Origin of the sequence: Weissella sagaensis, from assembly GCF_005405285.1 — a bacterium.
Lineage (GTDB): Bacteria > Bacillota > Bacilli > Lactobacillales > Lactobacillaceae > Weissella > Weissella sagaensis.
In genome coordinates, this window is sequence record NZ_BJDT01000007.1 from 16030 (window position 1) to 38675 (window position 22646).

Annotated in this window: 21 protein-coding genes and 1 other RNA gene; 21 read left to right on the forward strand and 1 reads right to left on the reverse strand. The window is 35.1% G+C overall.

Annotated elements, in window-relative coordinates:
* Positions 1 to 86 precede the first annotated feature (86 nt).
* The 12 genes from FFM55_RS07360 to epsC all read left to right on the forward strand — a co-directional run bounded on the left by FFM55_RS07360 (position 87) and on the right by epsC (position 9805).
* Positions 87 to 347 carry a hypothetical protein gene (locus tag FFM55_RS07360; RefSeq protein WP_137600794.1) on the forward strand — a complete coding sequence of 87 codons (261 nt, stop codon included), beginning with the start codon at positions 87 to 89 and terminating at the stop codon, positions 345 to 347.
* Between the two features lie 122 nt (positions 348 to 469).
* A complete protein-coding gene (locus FFM55_RS09850; protein WP_141926526.1) occupies positions 470 to 652 on the forward strand; it encodes a hypothetical protein in 183 nt (60 codons plus the stop codon).
* A 491-nt stretch (positions 653 to 1143) separates the two neighbouring features.
* On the forward strand, positions 1144 to 2820 hold the full coding sequence (locus tag FFM55_RS07365; protein WP_137600795.1) for an aryl-sulfate sulfotransferase: 1677 nt from the start codon (positions 1144 to 1146) through the stop codon (positions 2818 to 2820).
* Positions 2821 to 2894: 74 nt separating this feature from the next.
* Entirely contained in the window at positions 2895 to 4229 is a 1335-nt protein-coding gene (locus FFM55_RS07370; RefSeq protein ID WP_042493641.1) for a C1 family peptidase, read from the forward strand.
* Positions 4230 to 4320: 91 nt separating this feature from the next.
* Positions 4321 to 4884 carry a hypothetical protein gene (locus tag FFM55_RS07375; protein WP_137600796.1) on the forward strand — a complete coding sequence of 188 codons (564 nt, stop codon included), beginning with the start codon at positions 4321 to 4323 and terminating at the stop codon, positions 4882 to 4884.
* A gap of 165 nt (positions 4885 to 5049) precedes the next feature.
* Positions 5050 to 5805 carry a TraX family protein gene (locus FFM55_RS07380; RefSeq protein WP_240006015.1) on the forward strand — a complete coding sequence of 252 codons (756 nt, stop codon included), beginning with the start codon at positions 5050 to 5052 and terminating at the stop codon, positions 5803 to 5805.
* Between the two features lie 415 nt (positions 5806 to 6220).
* Positions 6221 to 6355 (forward strand): hypothetical protein, encoded by a 135-nt coding sequence (locus FFM55_RS10070; protein ID WP_255313610.1) that lies wholly within the window; start codon positions 6221 to 6223, stop codon positions 6353 to 6355.
* Between the two features lie 42 nt (positions 6356 to 6397).
* On the forward strand, positions 6398 to 6952 hold the full coding sequence (amaP, locus tag FFM55_RS07385; protein ID WP_042493646.1) for an alkaline shock response membrane anchor protein AmaP: 555 nt from the start codon (positions 6398 to 6400) through the stop codon (positions 6950 to 6952).
* 17 nt (positions 6953 to 6969) lie between these two features.
* A complete protein-coding gene (locus tag FFM55_RS07390; protein ID WP_042493649.1) occupies positions 6970 to 7167 on the forward strand; it encodes a DUF2273 domain-containing protein in 198 nt (65 codons plus the stop codon).
* A gap of 40 nt (positions 7168 to 7207) precedes the next feature.
* Positions 7208 to 7717 carry an Asp23/Gls24 family envelope stress response protein gene (locus FFM55_RS07395; protein ID WP_137600797.1) on the forward strand — a complete coding sequence of 170 codons (510 nt, stop codon included), beginning with the start codon at positions 7208 to 7210 and terminating at the stop codon, positions 7715 to 7717.
* Between the two features lie 433 nt (positions 7718 to 8150).
* Positions 8151 to 9062 carry a PLP-dependent cysteine synthase family protein gene (locus FFM55_RS07400; RefSeq protein WP_042493652.1) on the forward strand — a complete coding sequence of 304 codons (912 nt, stop codon included), beginning with the start codon at positions 8151 to 8153 and terminating at the stop codon, positions 9060 to 9062.
* Positions 9063 to 9301: 239 nt separating this feature from the next.
* Positions 9302 to 9805 (forward strand): serine O-acetyltransferase EpsC, encoded by a 504-nt coding sequence (gene epsC, locus FFM55_RS07405; protein WP_042493655.1) that lies wholly within the window; start codon positions 9302 to 9304, stop codon positions 9803 to 9805.
* Between the two features lie 517 nt (positions 9806 to 10322).
* Here the strand turns inward: epsC and ssrA are convergent.
* Positions 10323 to 10687, reverse strand: a transfer-messenger RNA (tmRNA) gene (gene ssrA / locus FFM55_RS07410).
* Positions 10688 to 10882: 195 nt separating this feature from the next.
* On the opposite strand from ssrA, the gene FFM55_RS07415 reads away from it, so the two are divergent.
* The 9 genes from FFM55_RS07415 to FFM55_RS07455 all read left to right on the forward strand — a co-directional run bounded on the left by FFM55_RS07415 (position 10883) and on the right by FFM55_RS07455 (position 22515).
* Positions 10883 to 11869 carry a GMP reductase gene (locus FFM55_RS07415; RefSeq protein ID WP_042493672.1) on the forward strand — a complete coding sequence of 329 codons (987 nt, stop codon included), beginning with the start codon at positions 10883 to 10885 and terminating at the stop codon, positions 11867 to 11869.
* A 104-nt stretch (positions 11870 to 11973) separates the two neighbouring features.
* Complete coding sequence (locus tag FFM55_RS07420) at positions 11974 to 13026, forward strand: mechanosensitive ion channel family protein (RefSeq protein ID WP_137600798.1); 1053 nt, start codon at positions 11974 to 11976, stop codon at positions 13024 to 13026.
* A 123-nt stretch (positions 13027 to 13149) separates the two neighbouring features.
* On the forward strand, positions 13150 to 14547 hold the full coding sequence (locus FFM55_RS07425) for a cytosine permease (protein WP_042493675.1): 1398 nt from the start codon (positions 13150 to 13152) through the stop codon (positions 14545 to 14547).
* A 38-nt stretch (positions 14548 to 14585) separates the two neighbouring features.
* The gene (locus tag FFM55_RS07430; protein WP_137600799.1) at positions 14586 to 16664 is read left to right on the forward strand and encodes a DNA topoisomerase; all 2079 of its coding nucleotides are present in this window, start codon (positions 14586 to 14588) and stop codon (positions 16662 to 16664) included.
* Positions 16665 to 16691: 27 nt separating this feature from the next.
* Complete coding sequence (gene codA, locus FFM55_RS07435; protein WP_042493677.1) at positions 16692 to 17939, forward strand: cytosine deaminase; 1248 nt, start codon at positions 16692 to 16694, stop codon at positions 17937 to 17939.
* A gap of 308 nt (positions 17940 to 18247) precedes the next feature.
* Positions 18248 to 18976 carry a response regulator transcription factor gene (locus FFM55_RS07440; protein WP_042493777.1) on the forward strand — a complete coding sequence of 243 codons (729 nt, stop codon included), beginning with the start codon at positions 18248 to 18250 and terminating at the stop codon, positions 18974 to 18976.
* A 173-nt stretch (positions 18977 to 19149) separates the two neighbouring features.
* Positions 19150 to 19896 (forward strand): sensor histidine kinase, encoded by a 747-nt coding sequence (locus FFM55_RS07445; RefSeq protein WP_165207015.1) that lies wholly within the window; start codon positions 19150 to 19152, stop codon positions 19894 to 19896.
* Between the two features lie 125 nt (positions 19897 to 20021).
* Positions 20022 to 21056 carry an aldose epimerase family protein gene (locus FFM55_RS07450; protein WP_042493678.1) on the forward strand — a complete coding sequence of 345 codons (1035 nt, stop codon included), beginning with the start codon at positions 20022 to 20024 and terminating at the stop codon, positions 21054 to 21056.
* 115 nt (positions 21057 to 21171) lie between these two features.
* On the forward strand, positions 21172 to 22515 hold the full coding sequence (locus FFM55_RS07455; protein ID WP_042493679.1) for a glucose-6-phosphate isomerase: 1344 nt from the start codon (positions 21172 to 21174) through the stop codon (positions 22513 to 22515).
* Positions 22516 to 22646 lie beyond the last annotated feature (131 nt).

The following is a 22646-nucleotide window of genomic DNA, read 5'->3' on the forward strand; positions in this document are numbered from 1 at the left end:
CTCAGATACATTTTGTTAAATTCTTGATATAGGATATAATTGATTAGTTACTCCAAGATATAATTTACAAAAAAGTGAGAATTAATATGTTAACGGTTATTAAACAATATGAAGATAGAGATGTAATAATATATGATTATTACATTGAAAATCGACAAAACGTTTATGCTGATGTTGGGCATATTATTGTTAAATCCATGGGTGGTTTAGCAACTTGGCGAGCAGTTAATGATCCAAGAGAAGATTATCTGAAACAGGGCCTCAAAGCGTTGTTTATGAAAAGAAATCAAAGTGGTGGTGTCTATCCAGCTGCGTTAAAAGTCGTTATTGCAGAAAACAAAAAATGAAAGTCTCAAAAGTTCAATAGTAACTTTTGGGGCTTTTTTGTATTGTTTGCTTTTTTTGTATTGTTTGCTTATTGTAAGAAAATGTTATTTAATCAATTATTGATTTAAATACGAATTATTTATTGAATATACATGCTTTAAGTTTAACGAAGGGCACAAAATTAAAAATTGCTACTAAATTTGATGCAAAAGTAGCAATACCATGGAACTTATTTAGACCAGATTTAGAAAGCAACGCCTTACGAGAAATTGGGCTAAATACTTATATTCCACAATTAGAGGTGCCGATGATTTTTGAAGGTTAATAACAAAGTATTGAGTTTAAAATTAAAAAAAGATTAGAAATATGATTGTTTTTATCATTTTTAGTGTTATAATTAATATTAAGTCATCAATCTTATTCATGTTTTCTACTCTTAAAAATAGATGATTTAAAGTGGCTGTGCTCCGTAGGGGAGTAGGGCCACTTTTAATTTTGTTAAGGTTGTTTTTAAGATATTTTATATTTATTTTAAGATGAAGAATTTAGTATGAGTGTTGTTGATAGGGGAGCCCACCCCGATTGACAGCCCATACTCATAAAAATTTACGCAAGTATTTAAAGTAAAATTTAAATACCTACTCCTAAGAAAATCAAAGAATTTATTATTAAATTCTTTGATTCAAAAACACCTACTAAAATGATATTAGTAGGTGTTTTTCGTATAAAAAAGACTAGGATTAATAAAAACTTGATTTTTATCATGACAACAGATAAGTTAGACAATAACTAATCATTAGTAATGAAGGGGTTAATATGAAAGAAAAGCGAAATAGAAAAAAAGTGTGGCAATGGCTGTTAATAATAGTTATCGGTGTTTTTATTATTGGCGGTAGTGTTTATGGTCATAAAATGTATCGTGAACAACATCCTAAATTATTAACAGATGAACAAATTAAAAATAATTTAGATATTCACCTAAGTGATGATTTGCTTGATAAACAAAAAAAGTTGAATCAAAAGTATAATAAAGCAACACAAGATGATCAATATACATTTGATAAAATGTTTATTCAAACGAATCCGTATAAAACATCCCCATTAACAGCATTAGTCATTTTTAAAACGGATATCCCTGCTAAAGTGAGCTATACAGTGGCTGGTAAAACGGATCATACCGCCATTACAAATACAGTTAATAAACAGACCAAAACCCATCGTATTAATGTGGTGGGATTATATGCTGATACAGATAATAAAGTAACGGTAAAAATAACTAAGCAAAATGGTCAAATTGAAGAAAAAGTTATCAATATTAAAACGGATCCGTTGCCAACACGGTTAGCTGATGTCAATATTAAGGTCAATATAGCAAGTAAAAATCAAATGGCGATTGGTCATAATGGGTTAACAGTTTTTACAAGAACGACTAAAAATCCATTCGCAATTGATGCTGATGGGGCAATTCGTTGGTATTCCACGGAATATAATCAACATATTTTTAAAACATTAAAAAACGGCCATTTATTGATTTTACGTAAGCAAGATAATAGTAAACGCGTTTATAATGATTTAGTTGAAACTGATTATGTCGGTAAACTTTATCGAGATTACCAGTTTAGTAGTAAAACAGCATCAACAGAAAATTTAAAAGCAGCTCGTAAATCTGATGGTGAAACAACGGTTGTGCATCATGATGTGATTGAATTACCAAATGGTAACCTACTTGCGACAGTTTCAGATGGATCAAAATATATCGAAGATACGATGGTTGAAATTAATCGTCAGACAGGTAAGGTAGGACGAGTAATTGATTTTAAACGTATTTTCCCGGATGATCTTTACGCAAATTATCAGGCAACCAAACGTCGTGATGGTCGCATTGATTGGTTACATCAAAATGCCATTAATTATGATAAGCATGATGATAGTATCATTATTTCATCTCGACACCAGGATTTGATTATGAAATTTGACTATAAGACTATGGAGCCAAAGTGGATATTATCTGGTAAGCCAAAGGAGAAGTGGCCAAAGGAATGGCAGCAGTATGTGCTTAAATATGCAGATGGCACATCAATTAATGGTGGTCAACATGATGCTCGTGTGGTGCCTGGTTCACAAAAAGATGGGCAAGAGATCATTTCATTCTATGACAATAATAGTGCTGTTTCTTATGGTGATAAGCAAGCGACGACAAAGTATTCAGCAGGACGTGAAGTTAAAATTAATTTAAAAAATATGACAGCTAAAGAAATTTGGTCATATGGACAAGCGTTAGGGGAAGCAAATTATACTGATAGAATTGGTTCAAATCGATTATTAGATAATGGTAATTATCTAATTGATTTTGGCTATTTAAATGCAAAAAATGGAGATGCTTCAAATATTTTAGAGGTTACACCAGAAGGATATCAGGTATTCAATGTTGAATTAAGTAACTTACAATCAAAGGGTTACGTCTATCGTGCTTATCGTATTAAGATATCTTAATTAATTTATTGACCTTGCATAATAGTATTTAAAGCGATAAACTTAAATGATTATGAGAAAAAGGTGGTTAAAAAATGAGTGAAATTACCCAAGAACAATTAGCAGCATTTAAAAAGGATGTTAATGAAAAGCCTAAAGCAGCTATCTTACGTGGTGCTGTAACAACTAACGGTATTTTAAAGTCAGCTCGTGACAATCAACGTGCTGGTGAACTGACGCCTATTTTTAGTGTTGATTTAGAAAGCTCACCTGTAGCTAATCAATTGCAGTCAGGTCGTTGCTGGATGTTTGCGGCATTGAATACAATGCGTCATGATATGAAAGCAATGTATGGATTGCCAGGTGATTTTGAGTTATCACAAAGCTACACATTTTTCTGGGACAAGTTTGAAAAAGCAAATTATTTTTACAATAATATTGTCGCAACTGCAGATAAGGCAACAACTGATCGTGAAGTAAGTTTTCTTTTGGCAACGCCACAACAAGATGGTGGTCAATGGGATATGATTGTTGCAATTATTGAAAAGTATGGTGTTGTGCCACAATCAGCATTCCCTGAGTCACAAGCGTCATCACATTCAGCTGAATTTAATCGCTTGTATAATGGTAAGCTACGTAAAGATGCTATTGCTTTGCGTAAGTTAGTTAATGATGGTGCATCGCAGGCTGATATTGATACGAAGATTGAGGCATTGAATAAAGAAAATTATTACATGCTATCACTTACATTTGGTGAGCCACCACTATCATTTGATTTTTCATTCCGTGATAAAGATGGCGAATTCCATCGTGAGCAAAGCATGACACCACAAGATTTCTTTAAGAAATATGTTGGTTGGGATTTGAGTGAATACATTTCAATTATCAATGCACCAACTGAAGATAAGCCATATAACCAGACATATGGGGTAAAGATGTTGGGATCAGTTGTTGGTGGTCGTGATGTTAAGCATTTAAACCTTGATTTGGCAACATTTAAGGACCTTGCAATTAAGCAGCTTTCAGCTGGTGAAAATGTATGGTTTGGGGTTGATATGGGACCTAAGTTAGATCGCGTTGCAGGTTTAATGGATACTGAGTTGTATGATGAAGACAGCTTATTTGATATTGATTTTAGCTTAACCAAAGCAGAGCGTTTAGATTACGGTGATTCATTGATGACACATGCCATGGTTTTGACAGGTGTTGATTTAGTAGATGGTCAACCAACTAAGTGGAAGGTTGAAAACTCTTGGGGTGACAAGAACGGCCACAAGGGATACTTTACAATGTCAGATGAATGGTTTGACCAATTCACCTATCAAGTGGTTATTAAAAAAGAATATTTGACAGAAGAATTACGCAACATTTTTGAAAATGAGACACCTAAAGAATTAGCACCATGGGATCCAATGGGTGCATTAGCTTAATAAAATGCTAATTAAAAGAGCTACTAATTTAAAAACTAGTAGCTCTTTTAGTTTATAATCATAATATAAACTATTATTAAATGAGGACGCTATGTTAAAAGAACAATTAACAAAAAAATTAGCAGTATTAAATAATCAAGATATTAATGATCAAAAAATAGATACAGTATTACGACCAATCTTAGTACAGGGGATGCAACGTGGTTTTCAGGCAGCTTATCTGTATATCATTGGTATTTCTTCAGGAGTCGAACCTGCGGCACAAACTGCCACTTGGGTAGATCATGTTGAAGCATTGGCTAATGAACAGTTTATACCGTTTGTAACTGATATGGAACAGATTAAGAGTGTTGTCAGCAAAGAAGTAATTAGTATGTTATCTGAAGAATCACATGCTATAACGGCACACCAGGATAATGTAATGAAACATCAAAATTTTATTATGCCGTATTTTAATGGGTGGTTTTTGGGTTATTATCATGCGTTGTTAACCATGTTAGCAAACGATGATGCTACTCAAGTCAATAAGCAAGATGTGCAAAAAAAGGCATCTGATCAAGCCATGCAGGCAGTAGAATTGGAACGACGAAATTTTCAAAAACAGCCGGTTTACCAAGAAAGTGTCTTACGTGATATATTAAAAGTATTACAATGATTTTATACGTATAATTTCATTTATAATGATGTATATTGTCTTATTTAAGTATTGTTAATTTGACCAATATATACGAAATATAGTATTATATATAATCAAATAGGTTAAAGGAGATTGTATATATAGTATGGCGCTACAAATAAAAAAGGATTATCAGGGTTTGCTTTGAAAATAATTGGCATTATTTTCATGGTAATCGATCACATTAATATTTATTTGGGCGGTGTCTTACATTTACCATTATGGGTATCGCTCTTAGGACGCTTTGTTGCACCTTTATTTATATTCTTTATTATTGAAGGATTCTACTATACACATAGTCGTCAAAAGTACTTCTGGCGTCTATTTATTGGTGGTGTATTAATGTATGGTATTAATTTATTGCGCAATATTTTGACGCATAATACGACTAATCCATATACGAAACAATTTGACATCTTTTATCTTTTTCAAGGCCAAAATATTTTTATGACATTAGCACTGGTGTTGTTGTGGATTTGGATATTAGATACGATAATCGTTAATCGATTACACGTTACAAACTATTTTATGTTAATCATAGCTTTGATAGTGATAATCTCATTTATTCTCATTAGCGAAGGTGGTCCATATGAGTTAGTGATGGGCCTAATTTTTTATCTGTGCCGAGGAAATTTCAAAAGAATTAGTGTCGGTGTAATGACTTTTTCATTACTCTTGTTCGTGCATGCATTGATGAGTTACTTTGGGCAAGTTGATGTGGGAACCTTGTATCAAACATTGACGTTTGATGATGAATATATGATGATTACGGTATTACCGTTTATTTATTTATACAATGGACAACGTGGTGGTAGTGGTCAAAAATGGCAGAAGAATTTATTTTATTATTTCTATCCAATCCATTTAATCATTATATATATTTTGAGTACTATATTTTAAAAAATTAATCGATGAAAATGCCAGTATATTAGCGAAATGACTAATATATTGGCATTTTTTGTTTGTATGCGGATGAGATAAATTAATTTAATGCTTTTAAATTTAAAAAGCATTATATAGCATAACAGTAAAACGTATTAAATATTATTTTTTTGAGCAAATTAATTGATAATCGTATTTTTGCATGTTAATATGGCTTTGTAATTAGGGGTGAGGCAGTTGCCATTATTTGTTTTGTCAATAGATTGAGGAGCACTTATGAAAAGAAAAGATGGCAGACTTGGCTTATTGGAGAAAATTTCTCTAGTTATGACCGCATTACAGTTGTTGTCGCGCTTGTATGGAGTGATTAAGCAGTATCGTAATCGTAAAAGGTTTTAATAGTTATATGGCACGTAAGAAACGGGGGAAATAGATGATTGGTAAGATTTTTAAGGTAGCCCTATCTTTAATGCTACTTGTGAGTGGTATTACGATTTTGGGAACAATTTTTACAGCAAAGGGAATTGACGCAGTCGGTGATAAATTAGAGGATAAGTTGCACGGTTAATTATTTCGACGAGTAAACATAAATTAAGTCTAGAGGCGTGATATGCAAAAAAGTAAAAGAAGTCTATTAGTGATTTTTACTCTTGGATATTTGCTCGGAATTAGTTTGATGATTTGGCCTAATATTTATACAGAATCAGTCAGATTACTCAAAGAGATTGGGCTGAATGTTACTTTGTCAGCTAGTACATTTATTTACTATTATGGGTTAGTTTTGTTAGCTATTACAGCAGTTATCTTGATTGTTGTCTTAGTTTGGCCAAAACAGTTAAAGGATGTGCCGCTACAGAAGAATAAAAGTGGTCGTTTAGCACTAAGTAACTATGGTATCAGTCAGTTTATTAAGCTAAAACTTTCCGGTGAAGATTTATCAAATATCAAAATTAAGGTGAAAAATACAAAGCGACAACATAAATTCTATGTTGTTGCTGATGCAGCATATAAGCAAGCGACTATTAAAGAATTACCACGGATTTCAAACGAATTACGTGATAGCATTGAAGAGTTACTTGCTGGCGAAGGTAAGCAACCAGTTAAAGTTGATATTAAAGTAAATCAAAAATCAAATTCAAAGCGTAAAACAGCGCGAGTTATTTAATAAGGAAGGTGAATTAAATGTTGGACAGAAAATCAATAAATATATTGATTAGTGGTCTTATCGGTTTCGTTCTATCAACTTTGTTAGTGACTGTTGGTTTTTGGAAAACGATATTAATCATAATCATTACTTTATTAGCAGCAGGAATTGGTGCTTTATTTGGTAGATATAATATAGATTTATCAGTTATTACTAAAATATTTACAAGAAAATAATAAGTACATCATACATTTATAGATAAGAGGGGAATTTAAAATGGCTATTGAAAAGAAGAATGAAGCAGCAGTTGCAACAAAAGGTGAACTAACATTTGACGACAAAGTTATTCAAAAAATTGTCGGTAATGCAATTGAAAAAGTACCTGGTCTATTAGGCGTTGACGGTGGTTTTGTAACAAATATCAAAAATAAGATTGTTAATAGTGACAACCCAACTGATGGTATTGATGTTGAAGTTGGTAAAGAACAAGTTGCTGTTGATTTAAACATTGTTATGGCATACGGACATAATGCACATGATGTATACAATGCATTGGTCCAAGCAATTACTAAGCAAGTTAAAGATACAACAAGCTTGGCATTAGTAGAACTGAATGTTGAAGTTGTTGATATTCAAACAACAAAGGAATTTGAGAATTCACAAACAACACTACAAGATCGTGTCACTGACGCAGGTAGTGTTGTCAAGGAAAAAACATCTAATGGTGTTGAGAGTGTAAAGTCTTCAACTGCTAACATGGTATCTGATGACGAACGTGTGAAGTAGTAGTTTGCGATATAAGTTAATATAAAATATAGCTCGTGAATCTGGTAGTTTTGCCAGATTCACGAGCTTTTAATATGCATCAGCCATTAATTTTGTTGTAACTATTTTTAGGCACTCATTCTGATTTTAATGATAAAATTTGGTGCGGGCATGCGAAAGTTTATTTGACAAAGTTACTGTTATTCAGTATAGTTTGAACAAATCAGTTCGGAGGGTTCATTATGATTCAATCAATGTTTAACGTGATTAATAACTGCTGTCAAACATCGCACTTTTGGCGATGTTTGGCCTTTTAGCGTTGATATTTTTTGAGGAATAATGACCTTAAAAATGCAATGTCTGTTAAAGGCATGAACTAAACAAAGGGTGCGAAAATTCATTTGAGTTTTCGCACCCTTTTTCTATCTAAATGATGTTTAAGAAGGATAATATTATGTTAATAAAAGCTGTTTCAGAACTTATCGGTCATACGCCGCTTATTGATTTACACATTAATGTGCCACGTCACAGTCACATTTATGCAAAACTGGAAATGTTTAACCCTGGTGGAAGTATCAAGGACCGCTTGGGACAATATCTTATTCAAGATGCCATTAATCAACACCAAATTACCAAGGATACAACGATTATTGAACCCACTGCAGGTAATACAGGTATTGGTGTTGCTTTAGCTGCGCAGAGTTATCAACTACCGACCATTTTAGTTGTACCAGAAAAATTTAGCTGTGAAAAACAAATTCTTATGAAGGCATTAGGTGCTACCCTCATCAACACACCCAGTGATCAGGGAATTCGTGGTGCCATCGAAAAAGCTGAGCAACTTGCGTCTGAGATTCCTAATAGCTTCGTCCCAATGCAATTTCAGAACCCGGCTAATCCAGCAACTTACTATCATACATTGGCACCGGAATTACTTAACGACATTGATCATCCGATTGATGCTTTTGTTGCTGGAGCAGGTAGTGGCGGCACATTTGCAGGCATTGCTAAATACCTGACAGAACAAAATCCTCATACCAAAACAGTTGTTGTTGAACCAGAAGGGTCTATTTTAAATGGTGGACCAGCGCATTCTCATCGAACCGAAGGAATTGGTGTTGAATTTATTCCGCCATTTTTTAAAGAAGTTCCCATAGATGAAATCTTAACCATCTCAGATGCCGATGCATTTAAACAAGTTAAAGAAATGGCAGCTTCGCAAGGATTATTCATTGGCAGTTCAAGTGGTGCAGCGCTGGCAGCTAGTTTAAGAATTGCTGAAAGTTTACCCGATAATAGCCATATCGTTACTATTTTTCCGGACAGCAGCGAACGGTATATGAGCGAACATATTTATGAATCATAAAACACAAATAGGTAGGGGATAATCATGAAATTTGGCACAAAATTATTATGTGGTGGAGTCAGTTAAGACAGTTATGCTCGTTTAGGTGTCCAAATTTGGGGCGCTTTTGAAAAAATGAATGCTGATGCTAAAACGGAAATTAAAAAGCAAAAGAAGCAGATATTAGTTAGCGTAAAAGGAAAAAGGAACCTACTGGTTAGCTTAGAAAATAGAATTAATTCTTAGGAAAAGGGAGAATCATGTTTCAAACAGCGCGTTCAATTTTAAATCGTGATCCTGCAGCTCACAGTCTTTTAGAAGTAGTGATAACTTATCCAGGGATTAGGGCTTTATTTTGGTATCGAATCGCGCACTTTTTAGTATTAAGGCGATTCTTTATAATAGCCAATTTACTCAGTCAGCATGCGACCCATACCACAGGAATAACCATTTCACCCCAAGCTAGAATTGGTAAGCGGTTGTTTATTGATCATGGGGTTGGGGTTGTTATTGGAGCAACCGCAATTATTGAAGATGACGTTACCATTTTACATGGTGTTACGCTTGGTGCTAGAAAATCAATTACGGATGCACGGCATCCTCACATTAAACAGGGGGCTTTTATTGGCGCTAACGCTCAGATATTAGGTCATATCAGCGTGGGCGCTTTCAGTAAAATTGGAGCTGGATCTGTTGTCTTAGTTGACGTTCCTGATAAAACAACAGCAGTTGGTAATCCAGCCAGAATTGTTGAGAAAAAGTAGAAGAAGGTTATTTCAATTAGCTTTTTAAGTAAAATGAAATATTTCATGATAGTGATATGAGGAGATAACTTGGAAAAAAACGCTGATTTTAAATTGGGCAATACATTTTAAACTTTTCACGGACAAACCAAAGATAAACAATAGTGTAACCGCTCGTGTACTAAGTAGTAAGAAGAAGGTTAGAAACTATTTTTACATTGGTACTTGCCGTAGCTTCATAGCAGCTAACTCGGATTCACTATCTAATTATTATAATGGAAGTAAGTGTAGTTATATCGTATTTAAGCTCGAGTTCATTCCCACTCGTCAATCACGACTGGTGGGAATTTTTTGTACATTTATTTCAGGTAACGTAGCCAAAACATGTAATACCAATTAAATTTTAGCAGTAAATAAAAGACCTGTTAAGTAACGTGCTTAACAGGCCTTAAAATAAAAAAACTTAAAATAAATTTGCCACTAATTTGGCACTAACATCAACACAAATACCTTTATATCAACGTTTATAGTGCCTATAAAATGGAGCCGAGGGGAGTTGAACCCCTGTCCTAACATCTTGCAACCGATACATCTACGTTCATAGCAAAACAATTTAAAATTCGCTAATCGCACGCTGTTTTGCTAAGCGATCGAATTAGTTAGTCTGATTATCCTCTTCTAAATTGCCCCAGACGGAGAGAATTTAGCGCAGGTTGTTCATTTTTAGACTTATAGTAGCACACAACTAATACAACTATAAGCAACGCTAGCTGGTTTTTAGGCAGCTAATGCGTAATTATTGTTTGAATTTTTTGCAGTTAATTCTACTGAGTGGATTATAGGGCCACAACCCCTAAACGCAGTACCGGCCCAAACAATGCCAGTCGATTCCGTAACGACCCCGTTAAACAATTAATTATAGCAAATATTTAGTTGTTTAACAACTAGAAAGTTTATAACGAAGTGACAATAACATTCGCATTTTTAGTTTATAAAAAAGTTGTTTATTGTATTTAGTTCGTGTATAATTTGTTTTTGGTGGTTAAGATTAAATTAAAACAATAAAAAAGCGAACGTTTATTTTAGGAGTTTATTAATATGGAAATTACAACTGTTTTTGATTATGAAGATATTCAATTAATCCCCAATAAATGTATTATTGATAGTCGTTCAGAAGCAGATGCTTCGGTAACGCTAGGTAATCATACATTTAAAATACCTGTAGTTCCTGCAAATATGCAGACAGTTATTGATGATGAATTGGCTATGAAGTTAGCAAAAGATGGTTATTTTTATGTCATGCACCGATTTAATCCAGAAACACGTTTGGATTTTGTGCAGAAGTTTCATGAAGCAGGCCAAATTGCATCAATTTCTGTTGGGGTTAAGCAAGAAGAATATGAATTTATTGATCAATTAAAAGCTGCAGATTTAACTCCTGAGTATATTACGATTGATATTGCACATGGTCATGCTGATTCAGTGATTGAAATGATTAAGTACATTAAAAAGGCGTTGCCAGAATCTTTTGTCATTGCTGGTAATGTTGCAACTCCTGAGGCAGTCCGTGATTTGGAAAATGCTGGTGCTGATGCAACTAAGGTTGGGGTTGGGCCTGGGAAAGCCTGCATTACTAAATTAAAGACTGGTTTTGGAACTGGTGGTTGGCAATTGGCAGCCCTTCGTTTGTGCGCGAAGGCTGCTAAGAAGCCAATTATTGCAGATGGTGGTATTCGCTATAATGGTGATATAGCTAAGTCAGTACGCTTTGGAGCAACAATGGTAATGATTGGTTCATTATTTGCTGGGCATTCTGAAACGCCAGGAGATATTGTAGAAGTAGATGGAGCAAAGTATAAGACATATTTTGGTTCAGCTTCTCAATTTCAAAAGGGTGAATACAAAAATGTTGAAGGTAAGAAGTTGTTAGTACCATATCGTGGTGCTATCAAAGATACACTTGTCGAGATGGAACAAGATTTACAATCATCAATTTCATATGCAGGTGGTCGTCAATTGGCTGATTTGCGGTACGTGGATTATGTCATTGTTAAAAATTCAATTGTGAACGGTGATTCATACTAATTTCGAAAGGCACTTCGCTTGAAGTGTCTTTTTTACTATAAGGGGTGCATGGTAGCCTAAAATTAGGTATCATATGGTGTATATACTATTGAAGGGAGTTGTACATGAATATTTTGCAAAGATGGTTAATCAATAGTTTTGATTGGCAGGCTATTGGGCTCGCTTTAATAATTCTAATTATAACGATTATTATAACGAAAGGGGTTGTTACCCCGTTATTTGGACAAATTGAAAAACGTGTATCAAAACGGTTCTCAATTTGGCGAGATATTTTAAAAGCATTTGAACGACCTGTGAAGATTGCAATTTTATTTGCTGGAATTGTCTGGGCTCTACATGTTGCGCATGCGCCACGACCTATTTTGCATTACGCTAATGATATTAATAAATCAGTTTTAATTTTTAGTGTTGGTTATGGTATTTATACTTTAATGGCATCATTAGCCGATTTACTTAGGTATTTTGGTACGAAAGTTCATATTGAAGTTGATTCTATTGTGATGCCGTTTTTAAAACGAACATTACAATTTATTGTGATGGCTTTGACTGTGACGATGATTTTATCTGACTGGGGCATTAATGTTAATGGTGTTTTTGCAGGATTAGGATTAGCAGGATTAGCTGTTTCAATGGCAGCTCAAGATCCAATTAAAAACCTATTGGGTGGTATCATTATTATCACTGAGAAGCCGTTTCAAATTGGTGATAATATCGAATCACCTTCAGTAGCTGGGGTTGCAGAAGACATCACTTTCCGGTCAACATTAATTCGAACTTTAGATGGCGCGCTAGTAATTGTTCCTAATGCAACATTATCAAATGAGCCGATTACAAATTGGTCACGAGTTGTTACTAGAAAAATAGGGTTAACATTTTATTTAGCTTTAGATACTACAACTAAAGAAATTATTGCAGCATCAGAGGATACGATGGCAAAATTAGCACAAAATGATCATTTTGTCGAAGACTCGGCGTCAGCATCGATTAGTCAAGTGCTACCTGAGGGATATGAATTTGATGTTAGTGTTATGCTGAAAATGGCAGCTGATACTGATTTTGCAAGTGAACGAGCAGATGTAAACATGGCAGTCATGCGTATTTTAGCAGAGCATGATATCCAATTAGCAGTTACTAACTGGCCGATACAAAAATCGTAATTGACTTAGTTTTTAGAAACGGGTATAGTTTTATACAACAAAATATTGCTTTTTTAATTGTCAGACGAGAGCTGGCTAAGGAGCGCGTAAAAAGAGATAAGTATACTTAATCGCGCCATTGTTATGGTGCGATTTTTTTTAATTAATACAAGGAGAAAAAAAGTGGCAAAAGAGTTTGGTCAAATTCAAGCTATTGGCAAAAATCAGCGGACGATGTCGAATTGGGATATGTTTGCAACGTGGATTGGGGCTAATGCAAACAATGGAACTTGGTATATCGGTGGGGTAATTGCGGCAGCAGGTATGTATACAGCTTCAACGACATTAATTGCGACAGGGATAATGTCATACATATTTTTAGCGTTAGCATCATATATGGGTTACAAAACAGGATTACCAATGATGACCCTAACACGCGCCTCTTTTGGATTGAAAGGATCGTTTGGACCGTCGATTATTAATCTGGTTCAATTCATTGGTTGGGCAGCAGCAAATACCTTTATTGCAGCTATTTCTATATCTGTTATTTTTAAAGATTTATTTAATTGGACATCATACGCTGATGGCGGCAAGACTGGGTTAGTTGTTGGAATTGTTATCATGTCATTACTGCATTTAGCATCAATTTCATTAGGCGAAAAATCAGTCCGTATGATTGAACGTGTAGGAATTTTATTGGTTATCGTTTTTGTGATTTGGGAAGCAATTGTTGTTTTTCAACATGTTTCTTTAGATCAAATTTTTGAGTGGCAACCACCTAAGTCTGTACGTATTTCATCAGGAGAAGCTGTTGATATATTGGCAGCTTTTAACTTGGCTTGGGTAACTGCCTCATCAGACTTTTCACGTTTTGCTAAGAAGAAGTCAGGGGGCACCGGGTGGTCATTCTTGGGTGCTAATGTTGGTTTATTTAGTTTTGCTTTTATTGGTTTGTTAGCAACTATTGGTACAGCGGTTATGAATCAATCGTTTGATCCTAATGATTCAGATCCTTCTACAATAGCTTCTAAATTGGGATTAGGTATTATTGCACTATTAGTTATAGTGATTACATCAACAACGGCTAATGCTGTGAATCTAATGGCTGCTGGTTCAGCATTGACGAATATGTGGCATAAGTTAAAGCTAACGCCAGCATTATGGATTGTAACGCTAATAGCAACATTGGTATCATTTATTCCACTGTTATTTGCAACATTCTTAGATGCTTTTACTGTGTTTTTGGATTATATTGGTATGTTCTTAGGACCCGAAATAGCAGTATTCTTAGTAGATTATTATATTATTCGTAAAGGACAATATGAAATTAGTGAGATAACGAAGGTTTCAGGTAAGTATTGGTATCATGGTGGTGTAAATTGGCTTGCCATTGCATCGTGGGCGATTGGTATCATGTTATATTTCAGTTTGAAATCAGTCTTTTGGGTTAGTCAAACCATTGGTGTTACTTTTGTGACGATGCTTCTTTCTGGCCTTATCTATTATGTTTTGACAAAAGTGTTTGGTAAATATGTAAAATAATAGATTTTTTTCGTACAATATATTTGAGGACTATAAAAATGAAATATTTAATTGTGACGGAAAAACCATCTGCTGCGAAGAATTTTGTTAAGGCATTAGGTGGCCAAACAGGTCAATTTTCAGGTAATGATTATCGTATTGTTAATTTGCATGGTCATATGATGGGTTTTAAAGAACCTGAAGAAATGGTTAGTGAAGAGAAACAAACAGCGTATAAGTCGTGGACTTTGAAATATTTGCCTTGGCAACTAGATGAGATGAACTGGCAAAGAACTTATTTAAAGCAACGCCAGCCGCGGACTGGACGCTTAAAATCAACTAAAACAGAATTAACAGAACTACAGCAAGAAAGTAAAAACAACTATGATGCACTAGTAATCGCAACTGATACAGATCCTTCTGGTGAAGGTGATTTATTAGCATGGGAAGTGATTGATGCTATTCGTTGGCATGGTCGCGTGTTACGTGCGAATTTTGTGGATGAAGCACCGAATAGTATTCAAAAATCTATGGAGAACTTAACAGATGTATCTGATAAGTGGCAACATGGTGCCTACTTAAAAGGAGAAACACGTAGTCGCTGGGACTTTGCTTCAATGCAATTGACGAGAATTGCCACTACTTCAGCAAAAAAAGCAGGATACAAAGTTGTAGCACGTGAAGGTCGCTTGAAATCAGTTATTGTTTGGAAAATTTTTGAACAAATGCAGGCTATTAAAAATTATGTCAAAAAGCCATATTATGAAGTCTGCTTTACAGATGCATCAAATCATATTTATCGACGACAGGCTCCTAAAAATACGTCACCTGAGTGGCGATATGATGATGAAGCACAAGCAAAACAAGAACTACAACGTTATGCTACGGCTGATGTCACTAATGAACAGCATGAAAAACGGCAACAAGCACCTGATAAATTACTTGATTTGGCAGGCTTAGCAGCAATTTTGGCGCCAAGAGGATTTGATAGTAAAGAAGTATTACAAACTTATCAAAAAATGTATGAGGCACAAATTGTGTCATATCCTAGAACGGATGATAAAACGGTTACACCAGAGCAATTTTTTGAACTATTACCAAAAGTTGATCAAATTGCTGACGTAGTTGGTGTTGATAAACAATTATTAACACATCGACAAGTGCGTACAACACATGTAAAAGAGACTGGATCGCATGGTGCAAATCGACCAGGAACAAAAGTACCGGCTAATTTAGCCGCTTTATCTAAGTATGGACCAAGTGCAGCAGCAATTTATGAAATATTAGCTAAAAATTATTTGGCGATGTTGGCAGAAAATTATATTTACGATCATGTCACAGCGCAATTAGCACAATATCCAGCCTTTAAAACGGCATTTAATATACCGATTGCGCTTAATTATAAGCTTGTGTATGATGCACAAAAAGCGCTGCAAGCAGATGAAGAGGATACACATACGCCAAATACCCAAGTTGGCCCACAGGCAACACCATTTATTTTTGAAGGTGTTAATAAAAAACCAACTTATCCAACGACAAAGTGGTTAATGGCATTTTTAGAAAAACATAATGTTGGTACTGGGGCAACACGTGTTTCAACACTCTCGCAAATGAGTCAAGGTGTTAAAGCAATGATGCAAGAAAAGAAGGGGCGCCTAACATTGACTGAAACGGGTAATGTTTCAGCTGTTATGGTACAAAATACATGGATTGCATCACCCAAAATAACGAAGCGATTATTTGAAATAATGAACGAGGTTGGTGAATTTAAAATATCAATGCCACAAGCATTGAATTCGTTAACGCAAGTTGTTGCGCATGATATGCCAATCATGGTTGAAAATGCCCAAAAATTAGAAACAATACTAGGGAAACCTAAAGTAAAAAAAACGACTAGTAAGGCAAAAACAACTGAAAAAGTAAGTGGTATATTTAATAATCAGACGATTCAATTTTCTAAAACGTGGAGTGATCATACATTTTCAGATGTAGAGGTTCAAACATTATTGTCTGGTGGTGAGGTTAGCTTTTTATCTAAAACAAAGCGTGGCAAGCAGTATACTGCAACGGGTAAGCTAGCAAAACAAACTTTCAAAGGGCATTCATACTATGGGTTTAAATTAAATCCTAAATCGTAGTAAGTAGAAATAAAGAGGATAGGGACAATGCTAATTAAGCAAGTTGTGATTGAAAATGCAGCAAAGAGGCAAGATGTACGAATTATTGATGGTAAATTTGCGGCAATTGCAGATTATTTAGAAGCAAATGAAGGTGAGCAAGTTATTGCGGCAAATGGTAAATTGATGATGCCACCATTTGTAGATCCGCATGTACATCTAGATTCTACGATGACGGCCGGTGAGCCAGAGTGGAATGAAAAAGGGACTTTGTTTGAAGGGATTCGTATTTGGGGTGAACGCAAGCAAACACTGTCACATGAAGATGTTAAGCAGCGGGCGATCAAAGCACTGAAAATTCAAGCTGCACATGGGCTGCAGTTTGTCCGCTCACACGTCGATGTAACTGATCCTAATTTGGTAGCGCTAAAGGCATTGATAGAGGTGCGTGAAGAAGTGAAACCATGGATGACGTTGCAACTCGTTGCTTTTCCTCAGGATGGCATTTTATCATTTCCTAATGGTAAAGAATTGATGACTAAGGCAGCTCAGATGGGGGTTGACGCTATTGGTGCCATTCCGCATTTTGAGTTTACACGTGAATATTCAGTAGAATCATTACGTTTTGTATTTGATTTGGCCCAAAAATACGATTTATTGATTGATGCGCACACTGATGAAATTGATGATCCTGCTTCACGTGGATTAGAAACATTAGCTACCTTGGCGTTAGAAACTGGCTTAAAGGAACGTGTAACGGCTTCACATACAACGGCAATGGGATCATATAATGATGCTTATGTATCTAAGTTAATGAGATTATTGAAGCTAGCTGATATTAATTTTGTAGCCAATCCGTTGATCAATATGTACTTGGGTGGTCGTTTTGATACGTATCCGAAGCGACGTGGTTTGACACGTGTTAAGGAATTAGATCAAGAAGGATTGAATGTTGCTTTTGGTGAAGATGACATTAAAGACCCTTGGTATCCAATGGGCAATGGTAACATGATGGATGTGTTGCATATGGGGCTTCATGCTACGCAAATGATGGGATATACAGAAGTGATGAATTCATATCGTTTCATCACTCACCATGGTGCACGTACACTGCAAGTAGAAAATCAATATGGTATTGAAGTTGGTAAGCCAGCTAATTTCTTGATTTTTAATGCGGATAACTGGTATAACACCTTAAATGAACGTGCTGAAATATTATATTCTGTTCATGAAGGCAAAATATTAGTAAAGACACAACCTGCAAAAATGCAGATTGATTTACCAAAATTAGATTAATTATAAAAGTAAGTCATCTTTTAAAAAGAGTTGGCTTACTTTTTTTATGTACTTCCATCATGACGGTGTCGTATATTAATGTTTTTGTGATATTATGCACTTTGTGGTGACCATGTGTTAGTCAAATGAGGGTTATCATTAAAAGGAAATCATTTTATTAATAGGCTCCTTATCGTAACAATGATTGGTATTTAGTGTTGCGTTGATGGGATAGCACTATAAAAAAATTTAGGCCACATCGTTGTATAATAATTGTGAAGATTTTTTTAAAAATAAAATAAAACAATAATGAAATGTCGGGTGATAAGATGAATTTATTAATGATAGAGGATAATACTGCCGTATCAGAAATGATGGGGATGTTTTACAAAAAAGAGCAATGGAATGTGGTTAATGCTTATGATGGTGAAGAAGCTTTGAAATTATTTGATGATAATAAACAAGCTTGGGATGTCATTGTTTTAGATTTGAATTTGCCAAAAATTGACGGCATGCAGGTTGCACTTAAAATCAGAGAAAGTACAGAAACGGTGCCATTAATTATGTTAACAGCACGTGATTCTGATTCTGACCAAGTATTAGGATTTGAAGTTGGTGCAGACGATTATGTTACAAAGCCATTTAGCCCGATTACGTTGATTGCGCGAATTAAAGCATTACATCGTCGAGCAACGATGAAATCAAACGGACAAGATGATAATGTTGCAGACGATTTTGATATTAAAACTCGGACATTCAAATTAAATTCACGCACGCGTGAAGCATATATAAATGATGTGTTGATACCTGACTTAACACCTAAAGAATTTGATTTACTTCGTGTGTTGTCACAAAAACCACGACAAGTTTTTTCACGTGACCAACTGCTACAATTAGTTTGGGATTATGAATATTTTGGTGATGAAAGAACGGTTGATGCACATGTTAAAAAGTTACGTCAAAAAATTGAAAAAGTAGGGCCACAAGTTATTCAAACAGTATGGGGTGTTGGCTATAAGTTTGATGACTCTATTTTGCCAGAAAATCCAAGAAAATAGATAAAGGATCATGAATAAATATGAAAAATAGATGGCTTGAGATAATATTAAAGGTTTTGAGCGTACTTCTTTTCTTATTAACTAGTTGGGCATTAATTAATAGTGCTAACATAGCTTTTTTTGTGATGCTAGTAATTGTGATAGGCCTATTAATTACAACGATAACATTGGTTATGAGACAAAAAAAAGTAACGGTACAACAAGCAGATGAAATCGCGGCCTTGAAACAACAAATAGTTGAACAAAGAGATGAAGAAGCGACCATGTTAGCCAATGTGTCACATGAAATGCGCACACCACTGACGACAATTACAGGCCTTGCAGAAGGCCTTCAATATGGTGTTATGGATGGTAACGAACAGCGATCTTATGATTTAATTAAAGAAGAAGCGGACCGTTTAACAAGGCTGGTAAAATCAGTCCTTTCTTTTGAGCGTATGAGACAAGGGAATGCAGAAAATCAAGCAGAGACGTTTAATGTAACCTTGTTAATTGGTGAACTGATAGAAAAAATGTGGCCACAAGCAAATAAATTTGGTAATGAAATTCAAAATCTTTGTGAGCCAGATGTTTATGTGTATGCCGCGGTTGACCAAGTAGAACGAATCTTGATTAATATTTTGGCGAATGCAATTCAATTTACTAAAAATGGTATTATAACTGTTTCAGCTAAAGACGTTGCAGGCAAAACCCATCTTTTTGTTACGGATACTGGTATTGGCATGACTGCTAATCAAATAGACAGAATGTGGCAACGGTATTACAAAGCTGATCCTTCGCGCACAATAAAAGGAGAATCAGGATTAGGAATGTCAATTGTCCGTGAGTTGATTAAGGCAAATAATGGTGAAATTAAGGTCACTTCCAAAGTTGATGTTGGGACTACTTTTGAAGTGATATTGCCACAAAAATTAAGTTAATCATTAAGGTTACATTATTTATGAAAACGGTTTATTTATGTACAATTAGAAACAATATAATGTGTTAGAATACAATTATATTGAAAAAACAAACCACTTTAGGGGAACGAAAGAGGAAATTAAAAATGACAGTATCAGTTCATGAAATCGGGAAAATGCCAAATGGTGACTTAGCACAACAAATTGTATTAGAAAATAAAAATGGTCATCAAATCGGTGTTACAACTTGGGGGGCAACTTGGCAATTCTTTAAGACTAATGACGGTCATGACTTGATGGTAGGATTACATACAACTGATAAGTTATGGGAACAACTATACTCAGTAGGTGATGCAATTGGTCGTGTAGGTAACCGTATTACTGGGGCCACATTCACATTAGAGGGTAAACAATACCATTTAAAGGATAATGAATTAGGAAATGCTTTGCATGGTGGAAGAGATAGTTTTTCAAATCGTACATGGGATTTTACAATTGACCAAGAAAATAATGCCGTTACTTTTACAACAACTATGACAGAAGCAATTGATAATTTTCCAGGGACAATGCCGACATCAATTACTTATACACTAACTGATAATGATGAAGTTATTTTAGATTTTGCTGCTGAATCAGACCAAACAACATTGTATAATCCAACAAGCCATGGTTATTTTAACCCAGCTGGAATTGATACTGATGCTCGTGACTTGAACTTGCAGATTAATTCACAACGCCGTTTAGAGTTACGTGATGAAGATACAACACCAACTGGAAATTTCTTTGAAAATGCCCACACGGCATATGATTTTCTAAAGCCCACACGAATTGGTGATAATTTGGCGCAACTAGAAGGACCTTATGATGTTAAATTTGATGAAGCCTTTGAAATTAATCAAGTAGCAGGTCAGCCAGCTGCAGTTGTTTCTGATCCAAAATCAGGTCGTAATATTGAAGTTTATTCTGATCGTAATGCGATTATATTCTTTATTGCTAATCCGGAAGTGGCTTATCATGAGGGGGATCGTGAATGGTTTGATGCGCATCCTTATAATGCAATTGCGCTTGAAGCGCAAACTTTGAGTGATGCGATTAATCATGAAGGATTTGGTGACATTGTATTGCCAGCTAATAAAAAACAAACATACCGTACTACCTATAAGTTCAATAATTTAGCATAATTGAAATGGTTGTGAATAAATTCATGAAAACACTTTCAATTTAGGGAACAAGAAGTTATAATTGGTCTATACCGTAAAGCTAAAAAATGGGACTTACAGGAAGAAGGAATTAATTATGAGCACACTATCATTTGATACTTCAAAGTTATCAGCATTTGTTGGCGAAGAAGAATTGTCAATGATGCAACCAATGGTAAATACTGCAGATGAATTGTTGCGTAAGGGTACTGGTGTTGGAGCTGAGTTTACGGACTGGCTACATTTGCCAACAGAATACGACAAAGATGAGTTTGCACGTATTAAAGCAGCTGCTAAGAAGATCCAAGGTAATTCAAAAGTACTAGTTGTTATTGGTATTGGTGGTTCTTACTTGGGGGCTCGTGCAGCTATTGATTTCTTAAATGATTACTTTAATAACTATTATGGTGATGAAGAACGTGATTTTCCACAAGTATTATTTGCAGGAAACTCAATTGCACCAGCATACCTAAATAGTTTAATTAAGTTGATTGGTGATCGTGATTTTTCAGTAAATATCATTTCAAAGTCAGGTACAACAACAGAACCAGCGGTAGCGTTCCGTGTGTTCAAACAACTATTAGAAGAAAAGTATGGTGTTGAGGGAGCTCGTGAACGCATCTTTGCAACAACGGATGCCCACCGTGGTTCTTTGAAGACATTAGCTGATGCTGAAGGTTATGAAGAATTCGTTGTTCCTGACGGCGTTGGTGGCCGTTTCTCAGTCTTAACTGCAGTAGGTCTATTACCAATCGCCGTATCTGGTGCAGATATTGATCAGTTAATGGCCGGTGCCGCAGCTGGTGAACAAACTTATGCAGATGCAGATTTGACTAAGAATCCTGCTTACCAATATGCAGCTTATCGTAATATTTTGTATCGTAAGGGATACACAACTGAATTGTTGATTAATTACGATCCAACGTTGACACAATTTGGTGAATGGTGGAAGCAATTGCAAGGTGAATCAGAAGGTAAGGATGGTAAAGGTATTTTCCCAGCATCTGGAAACTTCTCAACTGATTTGCATAGTTTTGGTCAATATATTCAAGACGGTCGTCGTAACTTATTTGAGACTTTAGTTCGTGTAACAGAACCAGTTTCAGATGTTGTTATTCCAACAATGGATGCAGATGATGGTTTGGGATATCTACAAGGTAAAGACATGAGCTATGTTAACCGTACTGCTTCAGAAGGTACGTTACTTGCTCACGTTGACGGTGGCGTGCCAAATATGATTGTTGAAATTGATAAGCAAAATGAATTTGCTTTAGGACAAATGATTTACTTCTTTGAAGTAGCTGTTGGTATTTCAGGTTACTTAAATGGTATTAATCCATTTAATCAGCCAGGTGTTGAAGCATACAAGCGGAATATGTTTGGCTTGTTGGGTAAGCCTGGTTATGAAGAATTAACAGAATCACTAAAGGCTCGTCTATAATTTAAAATTGATGAAAGAATCGAAACAATGCTAGTTTCGATTTTTTTGATAAATATAAAAAATATTTACAAATATCGTGCTAAAATTAATGTAATGCTGGTCTTTATTCTAAAAACCTGCTAATATAATTC

Coding starts and splice junctions, on each gene's coding strand:
- FFM55_RS07360 (WP_137600794.1), top strand. CDS start 87: ATGTTAACGGTTATTAAACAATATGAAGATAGAGATGTAATAATATAT.
- FFM55_RS07365 (WP_137600795.1), top strand. CDS start 1,144: ATGAAAGAAAAGCGAAATAGAAAAAAAGTGTGGCAATGGCTGTTAATA.
- FFM55_RS07370 (WP_042493641.1), top strand. CDS start 2,895: ATGAGTGAAATTACCCAAGAACAATTAGCAGCATTTAAAAAGGATGTT.
- FFM55_RS07375 (WP_137600796.1), top strand. CDS start 4,321: ATGTTAAAAGAACAATTAACAAAAAAATTAGCAGTATTAAATAATCAA.
- FFM55_RS10070 (WP_255313610.1), top strand. CDS start 6,221: ATGATTGGTAAGATTTTTAAGGTAGCCCTATCTTTAATGCTACTTGTG.
- amaP (WP_042493646.1), top strand. CDS start 6,398: ATGCAAAAAAGTAAAAGAAGTCTATTAGTGATTTTTACTCTTGGATAT.
- FFM55_RS07390 (WP_042493649.1), top strand. CDS start 6,970: ATGTTGGACAGAAAATCAATAAATATATTGATTAGTGGTCTTATCGGT.
- FFM55_RS07395 (WP_137600797.1), top strand. CDS start 7,208: ATGGCTATTGAAAAGAAGAATGAAGCAGCAGTTGCAACAAAAGGTGAA.
- FFM55_RS07400 (WP_042493652.1), top strand. CDS start 8,151: ATGTTAATAAAAGCTGTTTCAGAACTTATCGGTCATACGCCGCTTATT.
- epsC (WP_042493655.1), top strand. CDS start 9,302: ATGTTTCAAACAGCGCGTTCAATTTTAAATCGTGATCCTGCAGCTCAC.
- FFM55_RS07415 (WP_042493672.1), top strand. CDS start 10,883: ATGGAAATTACAACTGTTTTTGATTATGAAGATATTCAATTAATCCCC.
- FFM55_RS07420 (WP_137600798.1), top strand. CDS start 11,974: ATGAATATTTTGCAAAGATGGTTAATCAATAGTTTTGATTGGCAGGCT.
- FFM55_RS07425 (WP_042493675.1), top strand. CDS start 13,150: ATGGTGCGATTTTTTTTAATTAATACAAGGAGAAAAAAAGTGGCAAAA.
- FFM55_RS07430 (WP_137600799.1), top strand. CDS start 14,586: ATGAAATATTTAATTGTGACGGAAAAACCATCTGCTGCGAAGAATTTT.
- codA (WP_042493677.1), top strand. CDS start 16,692: ATGCTAATTAAGCAAGTTGTGATTGAAAATGCAGCAAAGAGGCAAGAT.
- FFM55_RS07440 (WP_042493777.1), top strand. CDS start 18,248: ATGAATTTATTAATGATAGAGGATAATACTGCCGTATCAGAAATGATG.
- FFM55_RS07445 (WP_165207015.1), top strand. CDS start 19,150: ATGAGACAAAAAAAAGTAACGGTACAACAAGCAGATGAAATCGCGGCC.
- FFM55_RS07450 (WP_042493678.1), top strand. CDS start 20,022: ATGACAGTATCAGTTCATGAAATCGGGAAAATGCCAAATGGTGACTTA.
- FFM55_RS07455 (WP_042493679.1), top strand. CDS start 21,172: ATGAGCACACTATCATTTGATACTTCAAAGTTATCAGCATTTGTTGGC.